Source organism: Simkaniaceae bacterium (assembly GCA_021734805.1).
In the GTDB taxonomy this organism is placed as follows: domain Bacteria; phylum Chlamydiota; class Chlamydiia; order Chlamydiales; family JACRBE01; genus Amphritriteisimkania.
In genome coordinates, this window is sequence record JAIPIG010000009.1 from 41,838 (window position 1) to 60,760 (window position 18,923).

Sequence of the window (18,923 nt, forward strand, 5' to 3'; positions counted from 1 at the left end):
AAAATTCCCTCCACAAGTAAAGGAGATTTTTTAGAAAGTTGCAAAGTCGAGTTAAAAGGAAAATGCCGCTAAAAAATCTTTTGCTACATCTATATAGGTACGTCGATAAATCGGATGATTGGAAATAGGATATTTGGTCCCTAATTTTTTGTTTATTAGTGTCTCAAGTCCTTTAATATTAGTCGGTTCTATGTATTCAATGCGGTCGTCAAGGGTATAGAGGTCATCCTCTAAAAAATAGTCCTTTAATGTAGACCATTCGGTGGCGATTGTTGGAATGCCGAGTCCGGCGCTTTCTAGAGTTGTGAAACCGGGGAGTTCATAAAAAGCGGGGTGAAGGTTTAATGCGGCGTGTTGATAGGCGCTCATTAATAGTTGAGTTGAAAGGGGGGCTTTTAAAGAAATGATATGTAGATTAGGTGTTTTTAATGAAGGGAGATTCATTGAAAGGATGATAACCGGGGATCGTCTCGTTTGCTTTGCCAGTTCAATACAGGTATTTGCATAGGACTTATTATTTTCAAATAGATGCGTTGCAACTAAAACAAGCGGATAGGCGATATCGCGTGTTGCTAATATGGAGGCAATTTGGTTTTTTCGGGGCTCAAGGCGACCGACCTGAAGAATATAGGATTGTTGATCCAAAGAGCAAAATGAAGGGAAATTTTCTGAAAATTGATTGAGTATCTGGCCGGGTGACCAAGGAATGACATGGATATGATGATGGGGTTGTTTTTTTAAAATGGACCTTTTTTCGCTGACTGAATTGACAAAAATGGAATTCGCAGCAGCAAGAGCGGGCTGATTGATTTGATTGTGATCATAAATGGGGAAATGAAATTTTTTGCAATAGGATTCAAAGGGCATATTTATTTGCAGGGCATGGTATGTAAAAAAGGCCATCGAGTGCCTCAAATACAATTCCGTATCTTCATAAAAGGGGATTAAATGAAAGGGTTTATTGAGTAGTGTGAGCACTTGTAATTTTGCATTGAGATTGAGATAGACATTACTAAGAAATACGATATCTGCTTCAATGACTTCAGATATATTTTCCGATATTGTGACCTCATGCTTAAGGTCACTAAGTCCCATAGCAATTTGCTTGATGGCAATCTGATCGCCTAGACCGGAAGAAGGAGGGGAAAGGGGGGCGAAAAAATGAAATCTCATAAAATATGTTATACCCTGTATTTTGGATTTATCTCGAGATTTTCCGGACTACCTAACTTAAGTTATATTGCTCGTGATTCAAGAGTTGTTTTTTTTATTTTTCACTTCTATTATAGTGGCATAGATCAAAAATTATGAGCGGATTCATAGAAATGAATCGATCCAAAATTCAGTGGCTAAGCCTGTCAATTATTCTACCTATTCTGATCGTTGCGATTATTCTAGGTCAACATCGCCATCAAAAGCGGGCTGATATTGTCAAGCAAAATTATGCAGTTAAAATGCTCAATATTAGTGATTATAAGCCTTTTACTGTTGTTATTTGTTCTTATAATAACGCCGAATATATTGAAAAAAATTTCTCTTCGGCCCTCTCTCAAGTTTATCCGAATTACCGCATTATTTATATTGATGATGCATCGACAGACGATACTTTGTCTTTGGCCCGATCTATAATGGAGAGGTATCAAGCACAAGCTAAGGTGACATTGATATCTAATGCATCCAATCAGGGAGCGATGGCAAATACCTATAGAGCGATTCATTCTTGCCCTGATGATGAAATTATTGTCATGCTTGATGGAGATGATTATTTTGCCCATCCTAATGTTTTGAGCGAGCTCAACCAATATTATAATAATCCGGATACATGGCTAACCTATGGCCAATGCCAATCAAAAATAGATCGTTCATTAGGCAAATCTTCATCCCTTTCTCATTTTATTTTAAAGTCGGGGCGTATCAAGAAAAAGGCATGGATGACTTCACATCCCAGAACTTTTTATGCGGGGTTATTTAAGCGCATTAAACTTTCAGATCTGACGCATAATGGAGCATTTCTCCCCATGGGAGCTGATGTCGCAGCGATGCTACCTATGATTGAAATGGCGAGAGAGCATGCCGTTTTTATTCGGGATGTGCTCTATGTGTATAATGATGAGAACCCAATCAATGACCATAAAAAATCAGAGCAGCAGCAGGAATTTTTTAATCAATATATTAGAGAGTTGCCTACCTATTCAAAATTGAAAAATCCTCCATGGGAGACACAAAGAAACTTTGATGATCTCAAAAGTGATGTCATGGTTTTTTCCTATAATCGACCGATGCAATTGTATGCTTTTTTAGAATCTCTGACGAGATATGCTAAAAATGTTGGGAATGTTTATGTGATTTATAGAGCCTCCAACGATGATTTTGAAATGGGATACACGAATGTCAAAAGCGCGTTTGGTCAGGTTAAATTTATTCGGCAAAATGAAAAAAAAGCGAAAAAAGAATTTAAACCCATGGTGATGAAATACGCATTCAATACGGCCCTGTCATCATCAAAGTACATTACATTTTCAACGGATGATCTGGTTTTAAAGGATGAAGTCGATTTTGCAAAGGGGATACAATCTCTAGAGCGCTCTCAGGCATATGGTTTTTTCTATCGCTTAGGGCAACATATCGATTATTGTTATATGATCGACGCTTATCAAGGTGTTCCGGATTTAATGGATCTCGGGGCTGATGTGTATGCTTGGGAGTTTGAAGCAGGCCAAAATGATTGGAAATATCCCAATTCAGTTGATTTTACACTTTATCGCAAAGCGGATATTGAGTCGGCTCTTGCGGAAATTCATTTCACGATTCCCTATGAAATGGAAGGGATTTGGGCGTCAAAAGCCGATTTTAAAAAATGGGGGCTTTGTCATCGCCAATCTCGCATTGTCAATATCCCTCTCAATCTTGTCTCAAATCCAATCAATAGAGCAATGAACACATATTCAGTCGAAATACTGTTAAAAAAATTCTTAGAGGGGCAGAAGATCGATTTAAAACCACTACATCAAATTGAAAATAGGTCTCCTCATATGGAGTATGAGCCAACTTTTGTAATGAGATTCAAGTGATAATGATCCGTTTTATAACATATATGTGTCTCTTTTTCTGTTTGCTGTCTTCTGATTTTTCCTCTCCTCTTTTTGCGAAAATTACACATCAGAATAATCCATTAGATTCTAGTTTTAAATCATTACAAGGAGAAGGCTCTCTGTTATGGGCTATGGTTCAACACCCATCAGATCATGCTCACTTAGACTCTTTTGAAAAGACGTATAACCGAGTATTAGATCAACTTAAGCAACCAACTCATCAGCCTCGTATTTCTCGAATCATTCATTTTATTTGGTTGGGTCCAAAGAATTTTCCTTTGCAGTCGATTGAAAACATAAGGCACTGGAAGCAATTTCATCCCAATTATGAATTCAAATTTTGGACCGATAGACCGAGAATGGCCCCGATTTCCGGGATGAATATTTGCTATGTCGATGCATTCCATTTTGAATCATTAAAGCCCTATTATGAAGAATCGGATAATTGGGCAGAAAAATCAGACATTTTACGTTTTGAAATTTTAAATCAACAGGGCGGGATCTATGTGGATCATGATGCAGATTGTTTGCAGTCTTTTGACGATTTAGTGCAACACCTTGACTTCTTTGCTGCATTAGAAGCGCCGCATGATCCAATTGACCATATGGCTCTCACTGTTGGGATAGGGATCGTAGCATCAAAAACGAGACACCCATTGATCCGGCAAACCATTGATTTGATTTCTAGTCGCTGGGAGGAAGAAACAAAACGGTTTGATGCATTTGACGCGCAATCAAGAGCGGAACGTGTAACCCACCGCACTTATATTCCCATAACCTACTCTGCGATTGATTATTTTAAAACGGTACGCGATTGTGATGTTATTTTTCCTTCACAATATTTCTATCCCTCGAAGTATCAAAATGAGTTTTTATATTCCAAACATTATTATGGGACATCATGGAATCACCTGGGTGAGAAGACAAAAGCTAAAGAGTTTTACATGATGCTATCCCCTTTGTTTAAATATGAAGCAAGGGTGTTTAGAATATTGGTGGTGTTCTCATTTTTAACATTATTGCTCACAATATTTTTCTTATTTCAATCTAGATTCATTATAAGAGGTATGAACAATGAGAAATAGTCTTCGGAAATTTTCCTTTTTTGCTTTTCCCCGTAGAGGTGCAAGTATTCTCTCCTTGTTTATTCTTATCGCTATCATAGGGATGGGTTGTGTTGTATCAGGCTGTCAAAAAAAGAAAGTCGATCACATAGACTTTGAAACTTTAATGGGAAAAGGGACGCCTCTTTGGAAATATATTTTGACTAAAGAGGATCAAAGCCAGCTCGAGTTTTTTCAAAAAATTTATGAATCCCAATATAAACTTCGGCAAGCACAGGAACCGGAAATTCCTAAAACTATTCATTTTATTTGGTTAGGTCCTAAAGAGTTTCCCAAAAATTCAATTAAGAATATTCGCTCTTGGTCAACCCATAATCCGGAGTGGAAGATTAAATTTTGGACAGATCGTCAACGTTCAATTCCGATTCCCGGTTTGGAAATGGTTCGGGTTAGTCCCGCTGATTTTAATTTTCTATATGATTGCTATAATGATTCAAATAACTATGCTGAGCGATCTGATCTCTTACGGTATGAAATTTTAAATCGTGAGGGTGGAATCTATGTTGATCATGATGTCACCTGTTATCAAAGTTTTGAGCCGATTCGCTCCATCCATCAATTTTTTTGTGGTTTAGAGCCTCCGCATAAGCCAATTGCAACTACATCCATATCCGTATGCAATAATTTAATCGGGTCGATCCCCGGGCATCCCATTTTAGGCAAGTCGATTCAGAAGGTAAAAAATCGTTGGAATATCGTCAAAGAAATGTACCCCGGTAATGATCAGGAATCGACAATTTTGAGGGTTTTTCATCGTACTTTTTGTCCTTTTGATGAAGCTGTTTCCGAAAACATTTTAAAGTTTAATTTTAGAGACATGGTCTATCCGGCAGCATATTTTAACCGAATTGACGGATCATTTGGGATTTTTGCTCATCATGAGTATTTAGGGGAGTGGTATAAAACAGAAGATCCAAGTGAAGCTTTGATGAGACGTCGACTGATAAAGATGTCAAGAAAGATGAATCAAATTTTATTGATTAGTGGCATATCAGTGATGATCAATATGGTTTTTGCTATTTCCTTTGGAGTGATGCTAGCGAAGCAACGTAAAAAATTAATGCCCTCGGAATGAAAAAGCAAATGAGTGATGGCGCTTTGACTTTGAAGCAATTGAATCATTTGGGAATCATTGCAAATCATGATGAGTCATATGAAGATTTTGCGATTCGGGTCGCGATGTATTTAAATGCGAGACAAGATTTAAAAATATCAGAATCGACTCCTGCATTTGATTTGACCGAGTTACCTTTGCAAAGGGACCATTTGGTTAATGGATATGATATTGATCCTTATTGGGTTCCAATATTGGTTGGGCATCAAAACTTGCAATTGTGGGAAGCGGCCTGTGCATGGAGTTTATTTAAACACAATATCAATATACCGCTAATCCAATTCCGGACTTCCTTTTTAAGAAAAGGGGCTTTTTTGGGGTATTCATTGAATGAAGTATTATCACATGAGATGATTCATGCAGTTCGGACGCAGATGCAAGGTAAACAGTATGAAGAACTCATTGCCTATCGCACCTCTTTGAGCTTATTCAGGCGGTTTTTGGGTCCTATCTTTCAAAATGCAAAAGAGTCGCTCGTTTATTTTCTATTGTGTTTTGTCTCTCTTATATCAAGTTGGGCCTATGCCCTTTTTAATGGTCTGATTGTGTCATTTGTCTTTTTCATTACCCTATCTTTTTTAATCACAACCACAGGTTATGGGTGTCTGCGTCTTTTTAGAAAGCAAAGGGTGTTCAATCGGCTTCTTTTAAAATTAAGTAAGATTCTTCGATCCGTTGACCCGTTGATCATTGCCATCCGGCTCGACGATGATGAAATTAACACGTTATCAAAGCTCTCAATTGAAGAAATTAAAAAGCAATTGCAATATTGGAAAGATCATTCATTAAAATGGGAGCAACTCTTTCAATCATATGGCGAAATAAACTAAAGAATGGATTTTTACCCTTTATTTTTTTTAGATGAAAAATAAGAAAGCTGTTTTGAAGTGATGTGGAGATTATTAATCCTATATTCCTTCCCATGGTATGATAAGAACGGGACCAAGCGCTGTTTATGATCCATTTTCCATAGATAGGAAAAGTGTCTGGGATTAAATACACAGGATTTATTAATAAATTGTAATGAATTAAGCGTATCATTGGTATAAATGCCGTTTAAATACTGACCAATAGCCACAGCATCAAAAATTGAGTTAAAAAAATAAATATTTTTTTGATAGTCGTGTTTTTCATTTGCCTTGTGTCCATCGATGGAAATCATAGGAGAGTCTTTGGCATATTCATTTGTGAGAATGGGTAAGGAATCAATTTTTTCAGTTCCAAATTGTTCTTTGTATTTTGCAAGAAGTTCCATGTGATTCAATTTATTGGCCGTTTGTCTTTGTATAAATTGAGTCAAATGATTAATCGAAGATTGATTTTTGAAATACATAAATCCGGGAACACATCTCTCTTCATTATCAAAAGTTGCTCCAATTGAAGGATAAAATGTCTTAAATAGATGCAATAATTCGGATAAATCGACATAAAGCATTGTGTCGTCTTCGAGATAAAAGATCGTTTCTAAATTAAATTTTTGAGTGAAATCATCTAGATAAAAAAGATGCTCTAGCTGATCAAGGCTCTCGCTTTGTTTTGGCGTAGATATTGATCTAGGAGAGCGTAGAAAACGGCAGTGTTCTTTAGATTTTGGTATGCTTTCCAATGGAATGATTTCAATATTTGTGTATGCATATTTTTTCGCTACATGACTGATTGCGTTAACATTGCCTAGTAGGTAAATATGAGCCTTTGGGTTAAAAAGGGCAGCCTGATCAATTGCTTCTTCAATATGGGAAGGGAGTTGTTTACCGATATGAATAAAAACAATTTGGTATTCATTGCTAAAGATGGGGAGAAATAAACCATGTAATATAGCAATCCAAAACAATAAGGTAGAGCGATTAAAAAGTGGCACTCGCAAATCTCCATAAGGCCCCTAATATGCATTAGGGGAGATTTTTAATTGTGTATTAAGATGTCAGTATTAATCGATGGAGTTCCGGTATCATGAACGTATAGGATATCTTTAATATATGTGATATGTTTTTTTGCATTTTCAACCATTGGAATGAGGTAGACATTTAATTGTAGGCGGGGTTTGAGGTGTTTTGGGCTGGATGAGGAAAATTTAACTTCTTTGAACAGTCCTGCATAAAATAGTTTTAGAGGGGAGGTTAGCCATTCTGATTTTTTATTATGGAGTTTCCACCATTTTTCATCTTTTTGGTAATGTTCAAATCGGTGTTCGTACGAGGGAAAGTCGAGGTATGTAGAATAGGCAAGCCAAACATCCGTATTGGCAAAAACGGTAGCAATCTTTTCGAAGACATCTTCTCTTGCAAGCCAATCACTTGATTCGAGATGTAATACAATATCATCATCTTTTAGAGAGTGTATCGATTCAAAATAACTATTAGAAATAAAATAGGAGGGGAATTTGGTATGCCCTTCTTTTTCGAGTGTATTTTTGATATTAGCAAAGGATGTTTCTATTTCATTTTTCAGTTGATTACTCTCTTCGATATTAATAAAGATCACTTCATAGTTTGAGTACTTTTGAGAGAGTAAATGCTTTAAGTTGTTTTCTAATTTTGCCGTAACGGTGTTAATGGGAATTAAAACGGCAAAATGTTTGTCTTGAATATGGGCTTGATGATTCATTTTATAAGTAGAAGTATAAGCGGTTCGATCTCTAAAAATTTTATGCTTTTTGATAATAAAAACAGGCAAAACGATCATCAATAATAAAACGAATGCTTTTTGGAGGGCTGGTTTACGCATAATATCTCAAATCAGGTAAATGACGAAACATTCCTAACCCTATTCCATGTTCTTAAGAGATTGTCAATAGATTGATTAAAAAAAACTATAAATCATCGAGAGCTTGAAGTTTTGCATATTTAGCCACAAGCGTTTTAATTGATGCGCTGGAAGGAAAATAAACATCATAAGTTAAGCCAAGGGATGTGTGATAGGCTTTCTTAATGACACCTCTGCCAAAACTTTTATGTGAGACAACAGTTCCGATTAGGAATTCATCGGAAGAAGACAGCATATCATCTTCATCATTGTTTTCTTTATTCGATGATTCAATATGTTCTTGGGGGAGTTCTTTTAAGAAACGGGAGGGTTGCATAATTTTAGGCGACCCCCAAAGCAATCGATACTTAGCAGCAGATAAAAAGAGTTGTTTTTTAGATCGGGTGATTCCTACATAAGCCAGTCTGCGTTCCTCTTCAATTTGATCAGGGGTCTCTTTACAATTGACATGGGGGAAAATGTCTTCCTCCATTCCGACGATGAAGACAATGGGGAATTCTAATCCTTTCGAATTATGAATGGTCATTAACCGGATTTTATTCACATAGGGATCGTGATCATCAATTTGTCCTTTCAAGGACAGTTCTTCTAAAAAATCCGTGGGAGATTTATTTTCATTTTCTTCTTCCCAATCAAGAGCTTTTGAAATCAACTCTTGAATATTTGATTTCCGATCGGCAAACGATTCAGGATCTAATTTTAGATGTTCTATATAGCGGAATCGCTCAATTATAGTTTGAATTAATTGATGAATTGGGAGTGAGAGGCGCTGTTTTAAAAACTGAACCGTATCAGTAAATTCTTTTAACCCATTGATTTGTCGTTGAGACAAACCGGAGTGTATGGCTCCCTCAGCGATCTGATAAGCAATATCTAGAATGGGTTGTTTTAAATTTTGGGCAAGTGCGCGAATTTTTTGTAGTGAAGAAGGCCCTAATCCGCGTTTTGGAAGATTAATGGCCCGATCAAAGGAGATATAATCACTTGGTGAAAGTAGAACTCTTAAATAAGAAAGGACATCTTTAATTTCTTGCCGGGCATAAAAAGAGATTCCCCCAATAATTTGATAAGGGAGATTTTGTTTTAAAAACTGATCTTCATAAATTCTAGACTGGGAGTTAGTGCGATAAAATACGACCATATCGTTAAGTGAAAATGATGACGAGAGCTCTTTTATTGTGTCATAGACAAATTGGGCTTCTTCTCGCTCATTCTCAGCAATGTAAATTCGGATTTTCTCACCCGGTCCAAGATCACTCCACAAGTTTTTTTTAAGGCGGTTCTGATTGTTTTGGATGAGATGATTCGCGGCGTCCAAAATATGTGTGGAGCTGCGATAGTTTTGCTCCAATCGAATCAGTTTGGCATTGGGAAAATCATGTTCGAAATTCAAGATGTTTTGGACGTTTGCCCCTCTAAAGCTATAGATAGACTGATCAGGATCCCCCACGGCAAAAATATTGTGGTGTCTTTCCGTTAACAATTTCGCGAAGGTATACTGAGCCTTATTGGTGTCTTGATACTCATCAATCAAAACAAATGACCACCGACTTTGATATATTTTTTTCACTTCAGGGTGGTGTTGGAAGAGTTGCACCGTTAAAAATAATAGGTCATCAAAATCGAGTGCATTACATTCTTTTAAATGGCGCTGATAGGTCAGATAAACTTGATCAAATGCCGCATTTTTTGAAAGAGAATCCGGTCCAATCAGTTCATTTTTTGCATGAGAAATGGCTGATTTATAAAAGCGAACCTGTGCTTTATCGGAATCAACATGAAGGGATTTCAAGCATGATTTGAGGAGGTTGTCGCTATCTGATTGGTCGTAAATAGTGAAATTGGATTGATAGCCAAGATAATGGATGGACTCCCTTAGAATGCGAGCACACAGTGAGTGAAATGTACAAGTTAAGACAATTTGGTTAGATAAAGTTTTAATGCGCGACTGCATTTCAGCTGCAGCTTTATTAGTAAATGTTACGGCAACAATTTCCGATGATGGAACTCCGATTTCGATGAGGTGGGCAATACGAGCTGTGACAACTTGGGTTTTACCCGATCCGGCTCCTGCAAGCACGAGCAAAGGGCCTTGAATGTGCTCAATAGCTTCTTGTTGGTGAGGGTTAAGAACAAGTGTATTCATAATTCAAAAGCTCAATATCGGTCATTGAAGAAAAGCCTAACAGATTAATGGGAAAAAATTCCAGGATATTGAATCCTCCTCATCTCAACTTTGTAATCTTTAGGCTTGAACTCGACTTTGCAACTTTTTGGTCCCGCCTGCCGCGGTCTTTGTTCTCTAGCTCGTATTTTACCCCTTCTTGATGTATGTTTTTTATTTGACTAATTTTTGTTCGATTGTGATGATAGCTCGAATTTGAACGGAATCCAAGCTGGGCGCTCTAAGCACCCAATGATGTGATAGCTACTATTCCTTAACCGTCAAAAGATCTCAGCTATTTATGGAGGGGGTTTTTTAAAAGGGGTTTTATGTATTTTGATCTGCGAAAGATAAGAATTTCTTTTTATTGTTGTATATTACTTTTCCAAACAATCATTTTTTCGGCACAGCATACGCAGCCCAGAAATATTGGCTTATGTATTGTTGCAACAGGTCGATATATAGAATTTGTCGATGAATTAATTAAAAGCGCGCGTCAATATTTTATGCCCGATGACCATGTGAGTTATTTTGTGTTTACAGATGGGGAAATTGAGGGAGAAAATATTATTAGAATCCCCCATATTAAGATGGGATGGCCCTATGATACAATGATGCGATTTGAAGTGTATGCAAAAAATAAAGACTGTTTCAACAGATGCGATTATTTATTTGCTCTAGATGCTGATATGCTATTTGTCGATTTTGTTGGCTCGGAAATATTACATGACCGTGTTGCAACAATGCATCCGGGATATGCTGTCAGGCGGCCGGGAGTTCCATCCGGTGATTTTGAAGGGAGGAAGATTTCGCGAGCTTTTCTCCCCATTGCCTTACGAGGAATTTACTTTGCCGGAGGTTTTTATGGTGGTTCAAGAGAAGAGTTTATAAAAATGAATGAAATTTGTTCTCAAAACATTCATAAAGATTTAGAATCCAATGTGATTGCCAAATGGCATGATGAAAGTCATTTGAATGCCTATTTTGCAAAGAATCCTCCTACAAAAATTCTTTCCCCATCGTATTGTTATACGAGTAGTGATGAAAAGGCAAAAAACTGGAAAATCCATGGTAAATTTAAGAAAAAATTGCTCGCTTTAGAAAAGGACCATTGGTTATATCGAAATGTCCTTCAGTAAGGATGTGATGTGTCATTTTTGTTAAAAATTTGAATCTTCATTGCGGCATATAAGAATTTGATTTCATAACAAGGAATAAGGGGATTATGAAGTTTATTTTGTCATTCATTTTATCAAGCGCCATTTCTTTACTCATGGCTCATGATTTCAATCCGTTAATTACAACTCCTAAAAAAACAAAATTTGCAATAATGATTGCATCTTACAATAACGAACAGTGGGTAGAGTGGAATTTAGCCAGTGCAATCAATCAAGAGTATGATTCTAAATTTTTTCATATTTATTATTTAAACGACTGTTCGACAGATAATACACTTGAAATGGCTAAAAATTTGGTCGCACAAATGAACAAAGAACATCTAGTTACATTTGTGAACAATTCAGAAAAATCGACATCCATTGGCAATTATTATTCAGCTATTCATTCATTTGTTCCGGATGATCATGTTGTTGTGATTCTCGATGGGGATGATGCGTTGGCTCATTCTAAAGTTTTAAATTATCTAGACAGAATATATCGAAATAAAAAAAACAAAACTTTACTGACATATGGGCAGTTTAAATGCAAAAGTTCAAATACTGTTGGATGGTGTAGCCCTATGCCAAAACAGATCGATGAGACCTGCTCCTTTAGACAATATGTTCATTTGCCTTCTCATCTACGCACTTTCTATGCATGGCTGTTTAAAAAAATTAAAAAAGAAGACCTTTTTTATGACGGCAAGTTTTTAACAATGTCAGGAGATGTCGGGTCAATGATGCCTATGATTGAGATGGCCCTAGGTCATTACCAGTTTATCAATGATGTTTTATATATCTATAACGATACCAATCCAATCAGTGATCATAATCTTAGCAAAGCTTTCCAAGAAAAAATCGATCGGTATGTTCGGTCATTACCTCGTTATGAACCGCTGGATCCGATTAGGAAGCGCTATTTAGATAGAACCCTCAAAGAACTGAGTTTACAGGATTAAAAAAAACCTCCATGGAGGAGATTTTTTGATGGTTAAGGAATATTGGCTAGCACATCGTTGGCTGCCTGAGAGCTCCCGGCTTAAATCCGGGAGATTGCAGCTTGGTCCCCGTTCAAAATGAGTTGTTCCGTATGAGAAAATATTGCCCTTTTTTATTTTTAATTTGGATTTCTGTTGCATCTGCCGTTCAGACAGGGGCTGATTTATTGCTTGATCATCCCGTCATGAAACAATTAAAAAATAAAAACGTTGGTCTGATTACAAATCAGACGGGGGTCAACTCAAATTGGCAAACAACGATAGAGCTCTTGAGTGGGTCGAGCCAACTCAATTTGGTTGCACTATTTTCTCCGGAGCATGGCATCAGTGGGCAATCCCATGCTTGGGAATTCATCGCCGATCAGAAAAAAGATACAATGCCAATCTATAGTTTACATGGGGCAACGAGGCGTCCTACCGATGCCATGTTAAAAGGGATCGATGTTTTGATCTATGACATACAAGACATCGGAGTTCGCCCCTATACATACGCTTCTACATTATTTTATGCGATGGAAGAAGCGGCTAAGCACCACATTAAAGTTATAGTTCTAGATCGCCCCAATCCGATGTCCGGAGTTCTCGTTGACGGTCCGCTCTTGGATGAAAAAAACTTGAGAAGTTTTATCGGGTATATCAATGTGCCCTACTGCCATGGAATGACGATTGGAGAGCTTGCTACGTTTTTTAATGAGGAATATCATTTGCACAGTGATCTAGAGGTGATCAAAATGAGAGGGTGGAAAAGGGGGATGAGTTTTTCTGAAACAGGCCTGCCTTGGCTTCCTCCATCACCGAATATTCCGGAGCCCGATACGCCTTATTATACGGCAACAACGGGTGCGCTTGGTGAACTCGGTATTGTCAATATCGGAGTAGGTTATACCCTTCCTTTCAAAATTGTAGGTGCTCCATGGATTAAAGGGAAAGAATTTGCAGAGCATCTCAATAAGCAAAAATTAGCCGGGGTTTATTTTTCTCCCTTTGTATTCAAGCCCTATTATGGAATTTATAAAGGTATTGATTGCGAAGGAGTTTTAATCAAAATTTTAAATCATCAAGTTTATCGTCCATTAAGCGTACAAATGCTGCTTTTGGGATGTTTAAAAAGTCTTTATCCCAAAGATATGGAAATAAAAATTAAGGGGATTTCTAAAGAGAAGCAAGAATTATTTTGTAAAGCCATTGGAAATCAAGATGCATGGAATGCTTTTCAAAAAGAATCGATTTTTGCATGGAAGCTTATAGAGCAGTCTCAAAAAGAGAGCGAATCTTTCCTTACAAAACGAAAAAAATATTTATTTACAGAATATGAATAATGTTGAATTTAGCAGTCATTTTTGTTTTCTGCTAAGTTAATATTCCTTCACATTGACAAAAAAAGTCATCGCCTTTAACCTTCTAAAGAGATATTTGTTTTTAAAGGATTTTATCTATGTCATCGCATATTAAGCCTCTAGGCAGTCGGGTACTCGTAAAACGATCTCAATCTCCAATGACGAAAGGGGGGATATTACTTCTAGAATCTTCCCAAGAAAAGCCTAAAACGGGGACTGTGATTGCCGCAGGTCCGGGCGATTATGATGAGAAAGGGAACTTATTATTGATGGAAGTGCAAGTGGGTGATCAGGTGCTTTTTGGCTCTTATTCCGGAACTCAAGTCACTTTGGATCATGTCGATGAAGACTTGTTGATCCTAAATCAAGATGAAATTTTTGCTATTGTAAAATAAGGGGAGTTATCATGTCAAAGATGCTTATGTTTAATGAAAAGGCATTGAAAGCGATTTATCGCGGAGTCAAAACACTCTCAAAGGCTGTGATTATTACGTTAGGTCCTAGAGGGCGCAATGTGGTCATCAATAAAGGGGCATCAACGCCACTTTCTACAAAGGATGGCGTGACGGTTGCAAAAGAAATTGCTCTAAAAGACAAGTTTGAGAATATGGGAGCGCAACTTGTCAAGCAGGCCTCATCTAAAACAGCAGATATTGCAGGAGACGGAACAACAACAGCCATCGTTCTTGCTGAAGCCATTTTTACGCAGGGTCTCAAAAATGTGATTGCGGGCGCTAACCCAATGTCTATAAAAAAGGGAATTGAAAAAGGAGTTGAATCTCTTGTTCTGAAGTTGGATAGCTTGAGTCATAAAATTTCTTCTAAGGAAGAAATTAAGCATATCGCCACAATTTCATCTAATAATGACCCTGAAGTAGGGCAAATGATTGTCGAAGCAATTGAAAAAGTGGGCAATGACGGAAGTATTACAATTGCTGATGCCCGCGGTATTGAATCGTATCTAAAAGTTGTTGAAGGGATGCAATTCGATAAAGGATATCTATCTCCTTATTTTGTAACGAATTCAGAAAATATGAGCGTGGAATTCAATCAAGGGCTCATATTTGTTACAGATCAAAAACTCTCCTCGGCTAATGATATCATTCCTATTCTAGAAGCTGCTCAAAAGCGGGGCAATCAACCGTTACTCATCATTGCAGAAGATATTGAGTCAGAAGCCTTGGCAACCTTGGTTGTCAATAAATTAAAGGCGGGCCTATCCGTATGTGCAGTCAAAGCGCCCGGATTTGGAGATCGACGCAAAGAAATCTTAGAGGATATCGCTATTGTTGCCGGAGCTACTGCTTTTACCGGAGAAATGGGGTATCAATTTAAGGATATACAACCTGAAATGTTCGGCCTTGCTAAGACAATCAAAATCACGAAGGAAGAAACAATGATTGTTGATGGGCAGGGGAATCACGCTAAAATCAAAAAAAGAGCGGATCAAATTCGCCATCAAATGCATATTACAACTTCAGATTACGATCGCGAAAAGTTAGAAGAGCGTTTAGCCAAGGTAGCCGGAGGTGTTGCTGTCATTCATATTGGAGCACCGACTGAAGCTGAGCTCAATGAAAGGAAAGCAAGGATAGAGGACGCGCTCCATTCGACACGGGCTGCAATGAGAGAAGGTGTTGTTCCCGGTGGTGGAGTAGCCCTTATTAGAGCTTCAACAGCACTAGCGGCACTCCAATTAGACGAGGAACAAAATATCGGCATACAAATCTTGCGCAAAGCCTGTTTTGCTCCTGCAATCGCCATTGCAAATAATTGTGGTTGTCAAGGAGAAATGATTGCAGAAAAAATCGCAGAAAAAGAAGGCGATTTTGGGTTTAATGGCTTAACGGGGGAATTTGAAAACCTAGTTGAAGCCGGCGTGATAGATCCGGTCTTAGTAACTAAGAGTGCGCTTAAAAATGCCGCATCTATTGCATCTATTTTATTGACGGTTGCTGCTATGGTGACTGAAAAACCGGAGCCCAAAAAGCCAAAAGTCGATGCGGAGTCGATGGGTGGGATGCATGGCATGGGCGGAATGCCCGGTATGATGCCAGGTATGGATATGATGTAGTGTTATAGATTAGAGCGGAAGGAAGAGAGTCCCTAAGCTGCCATCTCCTTGACTCAGTGGGGAGCTCTCACGCAGCTTAGGGCAGATAGTTTGATAGCCACTATTTCTTAACCGTCAAAAAGTCTTCCCTATTGTATGGGGGAGATTTTCAAAAGCAAAAAGGAGCCATCCTTTTTGCTTTTTAATTTCTAAAAGACGCCATTGTCTTTCTTTAGCGATTGCTAGCATTTTCTCTTCTTGTTTTTCTAAGATACCGGAAACAATCCAAATCCCCTTGAGTTGATTGAGACGCGGTGTTGCCTGGAATAATTCGATTTGTTCCCCAATTGTCATATTTAAGAGGATAAGATAAGATTCATCTGTCGTTAATGACTCCGGAAGAGAGGAATAAAAGGCGACGTTATGAATTGCATTGAGCTGTTGGTTTTGCTCTGCATGAAAAAGGGCCTGTTGATCAATTTCGATTCCTATCGCATGACTTGCTCCTAAAAGGCAAGCAGCTAAAGACAGGATCCCACTTCCTGAGCCGAGATCAATAACAGTAGATGCGTATAAATATTTTTGTATCATTTCAAGACAAAGACTTGTCGTGGAGTGGGAAAGATCTCCGAATCCCGGCCCCGGTAAAAGTTTAAGTTCCTTGCCGTTAGGGAGAATGATCTTTTGCTCACCATTTTCAAATCCGGGAGCATGTCTTTCCCATTCCTGATCCCAATCAATCGAGGGATCTTCCTCAATAAGAAGACAGGGCATAAAATCGACATCCACTTTATTTGTATGGTAGGCGCCGATGAAAGTCGCATTTTCTTCCTCAATCTCATAAATATTTTGAAATCCTAAGATCAAAAGGCGCTCAATGGCCTCATCAGGAGATAAATTTGATTCAATTTGGAAAAGATAATGCATTTTCTCCTCGAAAATTAATAGTGAATCAGCTATCTTAATTAATCTAGATATTTCCTACTAAGGAAATATGCACTGGTAGCTCAATCGGATAGAGTACCTGGCTACGGACCAGGAGGTTAGAGGTTCAAATCCTCTCCAGTGCATTCTTTTATATAAGAGCCGGATTTCCTCTTAGCGGTTTACATGTCTTCTATTCAATCAGCACTTTTTACTTCGTCTACCCTCTCTATATATAAGGTGACAGGGGGGCCATTTGAAACAAATACGTATATCGTTTCAGATCATGAAAAAAATACTGCCATTATCGACCCCACTTTTGACTGTTCAAAGACTGTCTGTGGGATTATTTTAAATCATGCTTTGAATGTCAAAGCGCTTTACATTACTCATTCTCATTTCGATCATATTGCTGAAGCGGCCTTCTTCAAACGAAAATACCACATTCCTGTATGGGTACACCGATTAGATGCTCCAAATTTGATTCAACCCGGGAGTGACCGGCTTCCTTTTGCGCAAGATTTTGAGGGGGTTCAACCCGATGATTATTTCGTTGATATGTCAGAGCAAAAATTGGGGAGTTTAGAGTTTATTGTATTACACACTCCGGGGCATTCTCCCGGGAGCGTTTCCCTCTACTTCCAAAATGAGGGGGTCCTATTTTCAGGGGATACTTTATTTAAACATGGGATGGGGAATCTCAATTTGCCCACATCTGAACCTGCAAAAATGCATGAGTCATTAATAAAATTAGCTCAGTTGCCACTTGAGGTTCGAGTTTATCCGGGACATGGAGATCCGACGACAATAGGCGAAGAGAGCTGGCTTAAAAAACTTTAACACCAAATATAAAACAATAGGGAGACCAAGCAATGACAAGTATGTTAGTAGGAAAAAAAGCACCGGTATTTTCAGCAGTTGCAGTCCAAAAAAATCACTTTTTAGAAAATTTTTCTCTTGATAATTTAGAAGGCAAATATATTGTTTTTTTCTTCTATCCACTTGATTTTACATTTGTCTGCCCCACGGAGCTTCATGCTTTTCAAGAAAAACTTCCTGAATTTGAAAAGAGAAATGCTCAAGTGATTGGATGTTCTGTTGATAGCCATTTCTCTCATGCTGCATGGTTAAATACGCCTAAGTCTCGTGGTGGAATTGAGGGGATCACATTTCCCATTGTCTCGGATATCAGTAAGAATATCTCAAGAGATTATGCAGTATTATCTGAATCCGAAGGTGTTGCTTATAGAGGATTATATATTATTGATCGCTCAGGAATTATTCGGCATCAGTTAATTAATGATCTCCCTTTAGGCCGTAGTGTTGAAGAAGCCTTGAGAACACTTGACGCGCTGCAATTCTATGAAGAACATGGGGAAGTATGCCCTGCAAACTGGCATAAAGGTGAAAAAACTATGAAGCCGGATCAAGAGGGTTTAGTGACTTATTTTGCTATATAGAAATAAATCTTAAGGGAATCAAAATGATCCCATGGATCCAAAGTTTGTGAGATAATCATAGAGGTCTTTTTCTGAACCGATCATGATGCATCGTTTTTTTTCACAAACTTGTGTGCATTCGTTGAGAATTAATTCATCTCCAACTCCGGGAAGAGCTATAGCAGCTAAGTTCCATATACTTTGATCGTCTTCGATCATTTTTAGTCCAATCATATAGTCTTTTAAACTATAGCCCTCTTCTTGGACACGGATGAAGACTAGATTCCTTTGATACATGAGCAGTTGAATGGCAATATCCATGGCTTGACTATTTTCTGTGGGGTTGCCCAACGTCTCATTCAATTGAGGTAAAGTTTTAAGATAGTGTAATGTATGGAATGATCCCCTTTCTGCTTCGCCAAAAAGAACAATGGTTAATTTTTGCATATATATACCGAGATAAATTGAAGAATTGGTTTTTATCTTCGCCGGCATCTTCGACTTTTCACCCTTAATTTTTTGACCTATCTTCAATAGGATCAAAAAATTAATCCGGCTAAAGCCTGATAAAAATTCGAAGCGCTGATCTTTGCTAAAACCCCAATTCTTCAACTCATTTCGGTATATCTCATTTCGGTATACCTCATTGAGGTTAACACCGAATGCAAAATCGATATGATCACAATGTATTCGGCTTTTTCTTCGAAATACAGTGATTACGGTTTTAATTTCAATAGATCGCGCTTTTTTTCAACTCA

At 37.9% G+C, this 18,923-nt stretch carries 17 protein-coding genes and 1 tRNA gene; 12 read left to right on the plus strand and 6 right to left on the minus strand.

Features of this window, described 5'->3' with window-relative positions:
• Positions 1 to 51: 51 nt before the first annotated feature.
• The gene (locus K9M07_02865) at positions 52 to 1,173 is read right to left on the minus strand and encodes a hypothetical protein (GenBank protein ID MCF7852164.1); all 1,122 of its coding nucleotides are present in this window, start codon (positions 1,171 to 1,173) and stop codon (positions 52 to 54) included.
• A 152-nt stretch (positions 1,174 to 1,325) separates the two neighbouring features.
• On the opposite strand from K9M07_02865, the gene K9M07_02870 reads away from it, so the two are divergent.
• From K9M07_02870 to K9M07_02885, 4 genes are all read left to right on the plus strand, one after another.
• Entirely contained in the window at positions 1,326 to 3,071 is a 1,746-nt protein-coding gene (locus tag K9M07_02870) for a glycosyltransferase family 2 protein (protein MCF7852165.1), read from the plus strand.
• 152 nt (positions 3,072 to 3,223) lie between these two features.
• Positions 3,224 to 4,177: a hypothetical protein gene (locus tag K9M07_02875; GenBank protein MCF7852166.1), complete on the plus strand. Its 954-nt coding sequence runs from the start codon at positions 3,224 to 3,226 to the stop codon at positions 4,175 to 4,177.
• Positions 4,167 to 5,291 carry a hypothetical protein gene (locus K9M07_02880; protein ID MCF7852167.1) on the plus strand — a complete coding sequence of 375 codons (1,125 nt, stop codon included), beginning with the start codon at positions 4,167 to 4,169 and terminating at the stop codon, positions 5,289 to 5,291. Before K9M07_02875 ends, K9M07_02880 begins: the two co-directional genes overlap by 11 nt.
• On the plus strand, positions 5,288 to 6,160 hold the full coding sequence (locus K9M07_02885) for a hypothetical protein (protein MCF7852168.1): 873 nt from the start codon (positions 5,288 to 5,290) through the stop codon (positions 6,158 to 6,160). The genes K9M07_02880 and K9M07_02885 overlap by 4 nt, the downstream gene beginning before the upstream one ends.
• A gap of 11 nt (positions 6,161 to 6,171) precedes the next feature.
• Here K9M07_02885 and K9M07_02890 read toward each other — a convergent pair whose 3' ends face one another.
• The 3 genes from K9M07_02890 to K9M07_02900 all read right to left on the minus strand — a co-directional run bounded on the left by K9M07_02890 (position 6,172) and on the right by K9M07_02900 (position 10,239).
• A complete protein-coding gene (locus K9M07_02890; protein ID MCF7852169.1) occupies positions 6,172 to 7,194 on the minus strand; it encodes a hypothetical protein in 1,023 nt (340 codons plus the stop codon).
• Between the two features lie 38 nt (positions 7,195 to 7,232).
• On the minus strand, positions 7,233 to 8,054 hold the full coding sequence (locus tag K9M07_02895) for a hypothetical protein (protein ID MCF7852170.1): 822 nt from the start codon (positions 8,052 to 8,054) through the stop codon (positions 7,233 to 7,235).
• An 85-nt stretch (positions 8,055 to 8,139) separates the two neighbouring features.
• Complete coding sequence (locus tag K9M07_02900; GenBank protein ID MCF7852171.1) at positions 8,140 to 10,239, minus strand: UvrD-helicase domain-containing protein; 2,100 nt, start codon at positions 10,237 to 10,239, stop codon at positions 8,140 to 8,142.
• Positions 10,240 to 10,586: 347 nt separating this feature from the next.
• Here K9M07_02900 and K9M07_02905 point away from each other — a divergent pair, with 347 nt between their 5' ends.
• The 5 genes from K9M07_02905 (at position 10,587) to groL (ending at position 15,823) form a co-directional block, all read left to right on the plus strand.
• Positions 10,587 to 11,396 carry a hypothetical protein gene (locus K9M07_02905; GenBank protein ID MCF7852172.1) on the plus strand — a complete coding sequence of 270 codons (810 nt, stop codon included), beginning with the start codon at positions 10,587 to 10,589 and terminating at the stop codon, positions 11,394 to 11,396.
• Positions 11,397 to 11,482: 86 nt separating this feature from the next.
• Entirely contained in the window at positions 11,483 to 12,373 is an 891-nt protein-coding gene (locus K9M07_02910; GenBank protein MCF7852173.1) for a glycosyltransferase family 2 protein, read from the plus strand.
• A gap of 131 nt (positions 12,374 to 12,504) precedes the next feature.
• Complete coding sequence (locus K9M07_02915) at positions 12,505 to 13,731, plus strand: DUF1343 domain-containing protein (GenBank protein ID MCF7852174.1); 1,227 nt, start codon at positions 12,505 to 12,507, stop codon at positions 13,729 to 13,731.
• Positions 13,732 to 13,847: 116 nt separating this feature from the next.
• Positions 13,848 to 14,144 carry a co-chaperone GroES gene (locus K9M07_02920; GenBank protein ID MCF7852175.1) on the plus strand — a complete coding sequence of 99 codons (297 nt, stop codon included), beginning with the start codon at positions 13,848 to 13,850 and terminating at the stop codon, positions 14,142 to 14,144.
• A gap of 11 nt (positions 14,145 to 14,155) precedes the next feature.
• The gene (groL, locus tag K9M07_02925; protein MCF7852176.1) at positions 14,156 to 15,823 is read left to right on the plus strand and encodes a chaperonin GroEL; all 1,668 of its coding nucleotides are present in this window, start codon (positions 14,156 to 14,158) and stop codon (positions 15,821 to 15,823) included.
• 114 nt (positions 15,824 to 15,937) lie between these two features.
• Here groL and K9M07_02930 read toward each other — a convergent pair whose 3' ends face one another.
• Complete coding sequence (locus K9M07_02930; GenBank protein MCF7852177.1) at positions 15,938 to 16,729, minus strand: 50S ribosomal protein L11 methyltransferase; 792 nt, start codon at positions 16,727 to 16,729, stop codon at positions 15,938 to 15,940.
• A 69-nt stretch (positions 16,730 to 16,798) separates the two neighbouring features.
• Here K9M07_02930 and K9M07_02935 point away from each other — a divergent pair.
• The 3 genes from K9M07_02935 (at position 16,799) to K9M07_02945 (ending at position 18,186) form a co-directional block, all read left to right on the plus strand.
• Positions 16,799 to 16,872, plus strand: a tRNA-Arg gene (locus K9M07_02935).
• 40 nt (positions 16,873 to 16,912) lie between these two features.
• Positions 16,913 to 17,566, plus strand: a complete 654-nt coding sequence (locus tag K9M07_02940; GenBank protein MCF7852178.1) for an MBL fold metallo-hydrolase — start codon at positions 16,913 to 16,915, stop codon at positions 17,564 to 17,566.
• Between the two features lie 32 nt (positions 17,567 to 17,598).
• Positions 17,599 to 18,186 carry a peroxiredoxin gene (locus K9M07_02945; protein ID MCF7852179.1) on the plus strand — a complete coding sequence of 196 codons (588 nt, stop codon included), beginning with the start codon at positions 17,599 to 17,601 and terminating at the stop codon, positions 18,184 to 18,186.
• Positions 18,187 to 18,204: 18 nt separating this feature from the next.
• On the opposite strand, the gene K9M07_02950 is transcribed toward K9M07_02945, so the two are convergent.
• Complete coding sequence (locus tag K9M07_02950) at positions 18,205 to 18,612, minus strand: hypothetical protein (protein MCF7852180.1); 408 nt, start codon at positions 18,610 to 18,612, stop codon at positions 18,205 to 18,207.
• Positions 18,613 to 18,923: the final 311 nt, after the last annotated feature.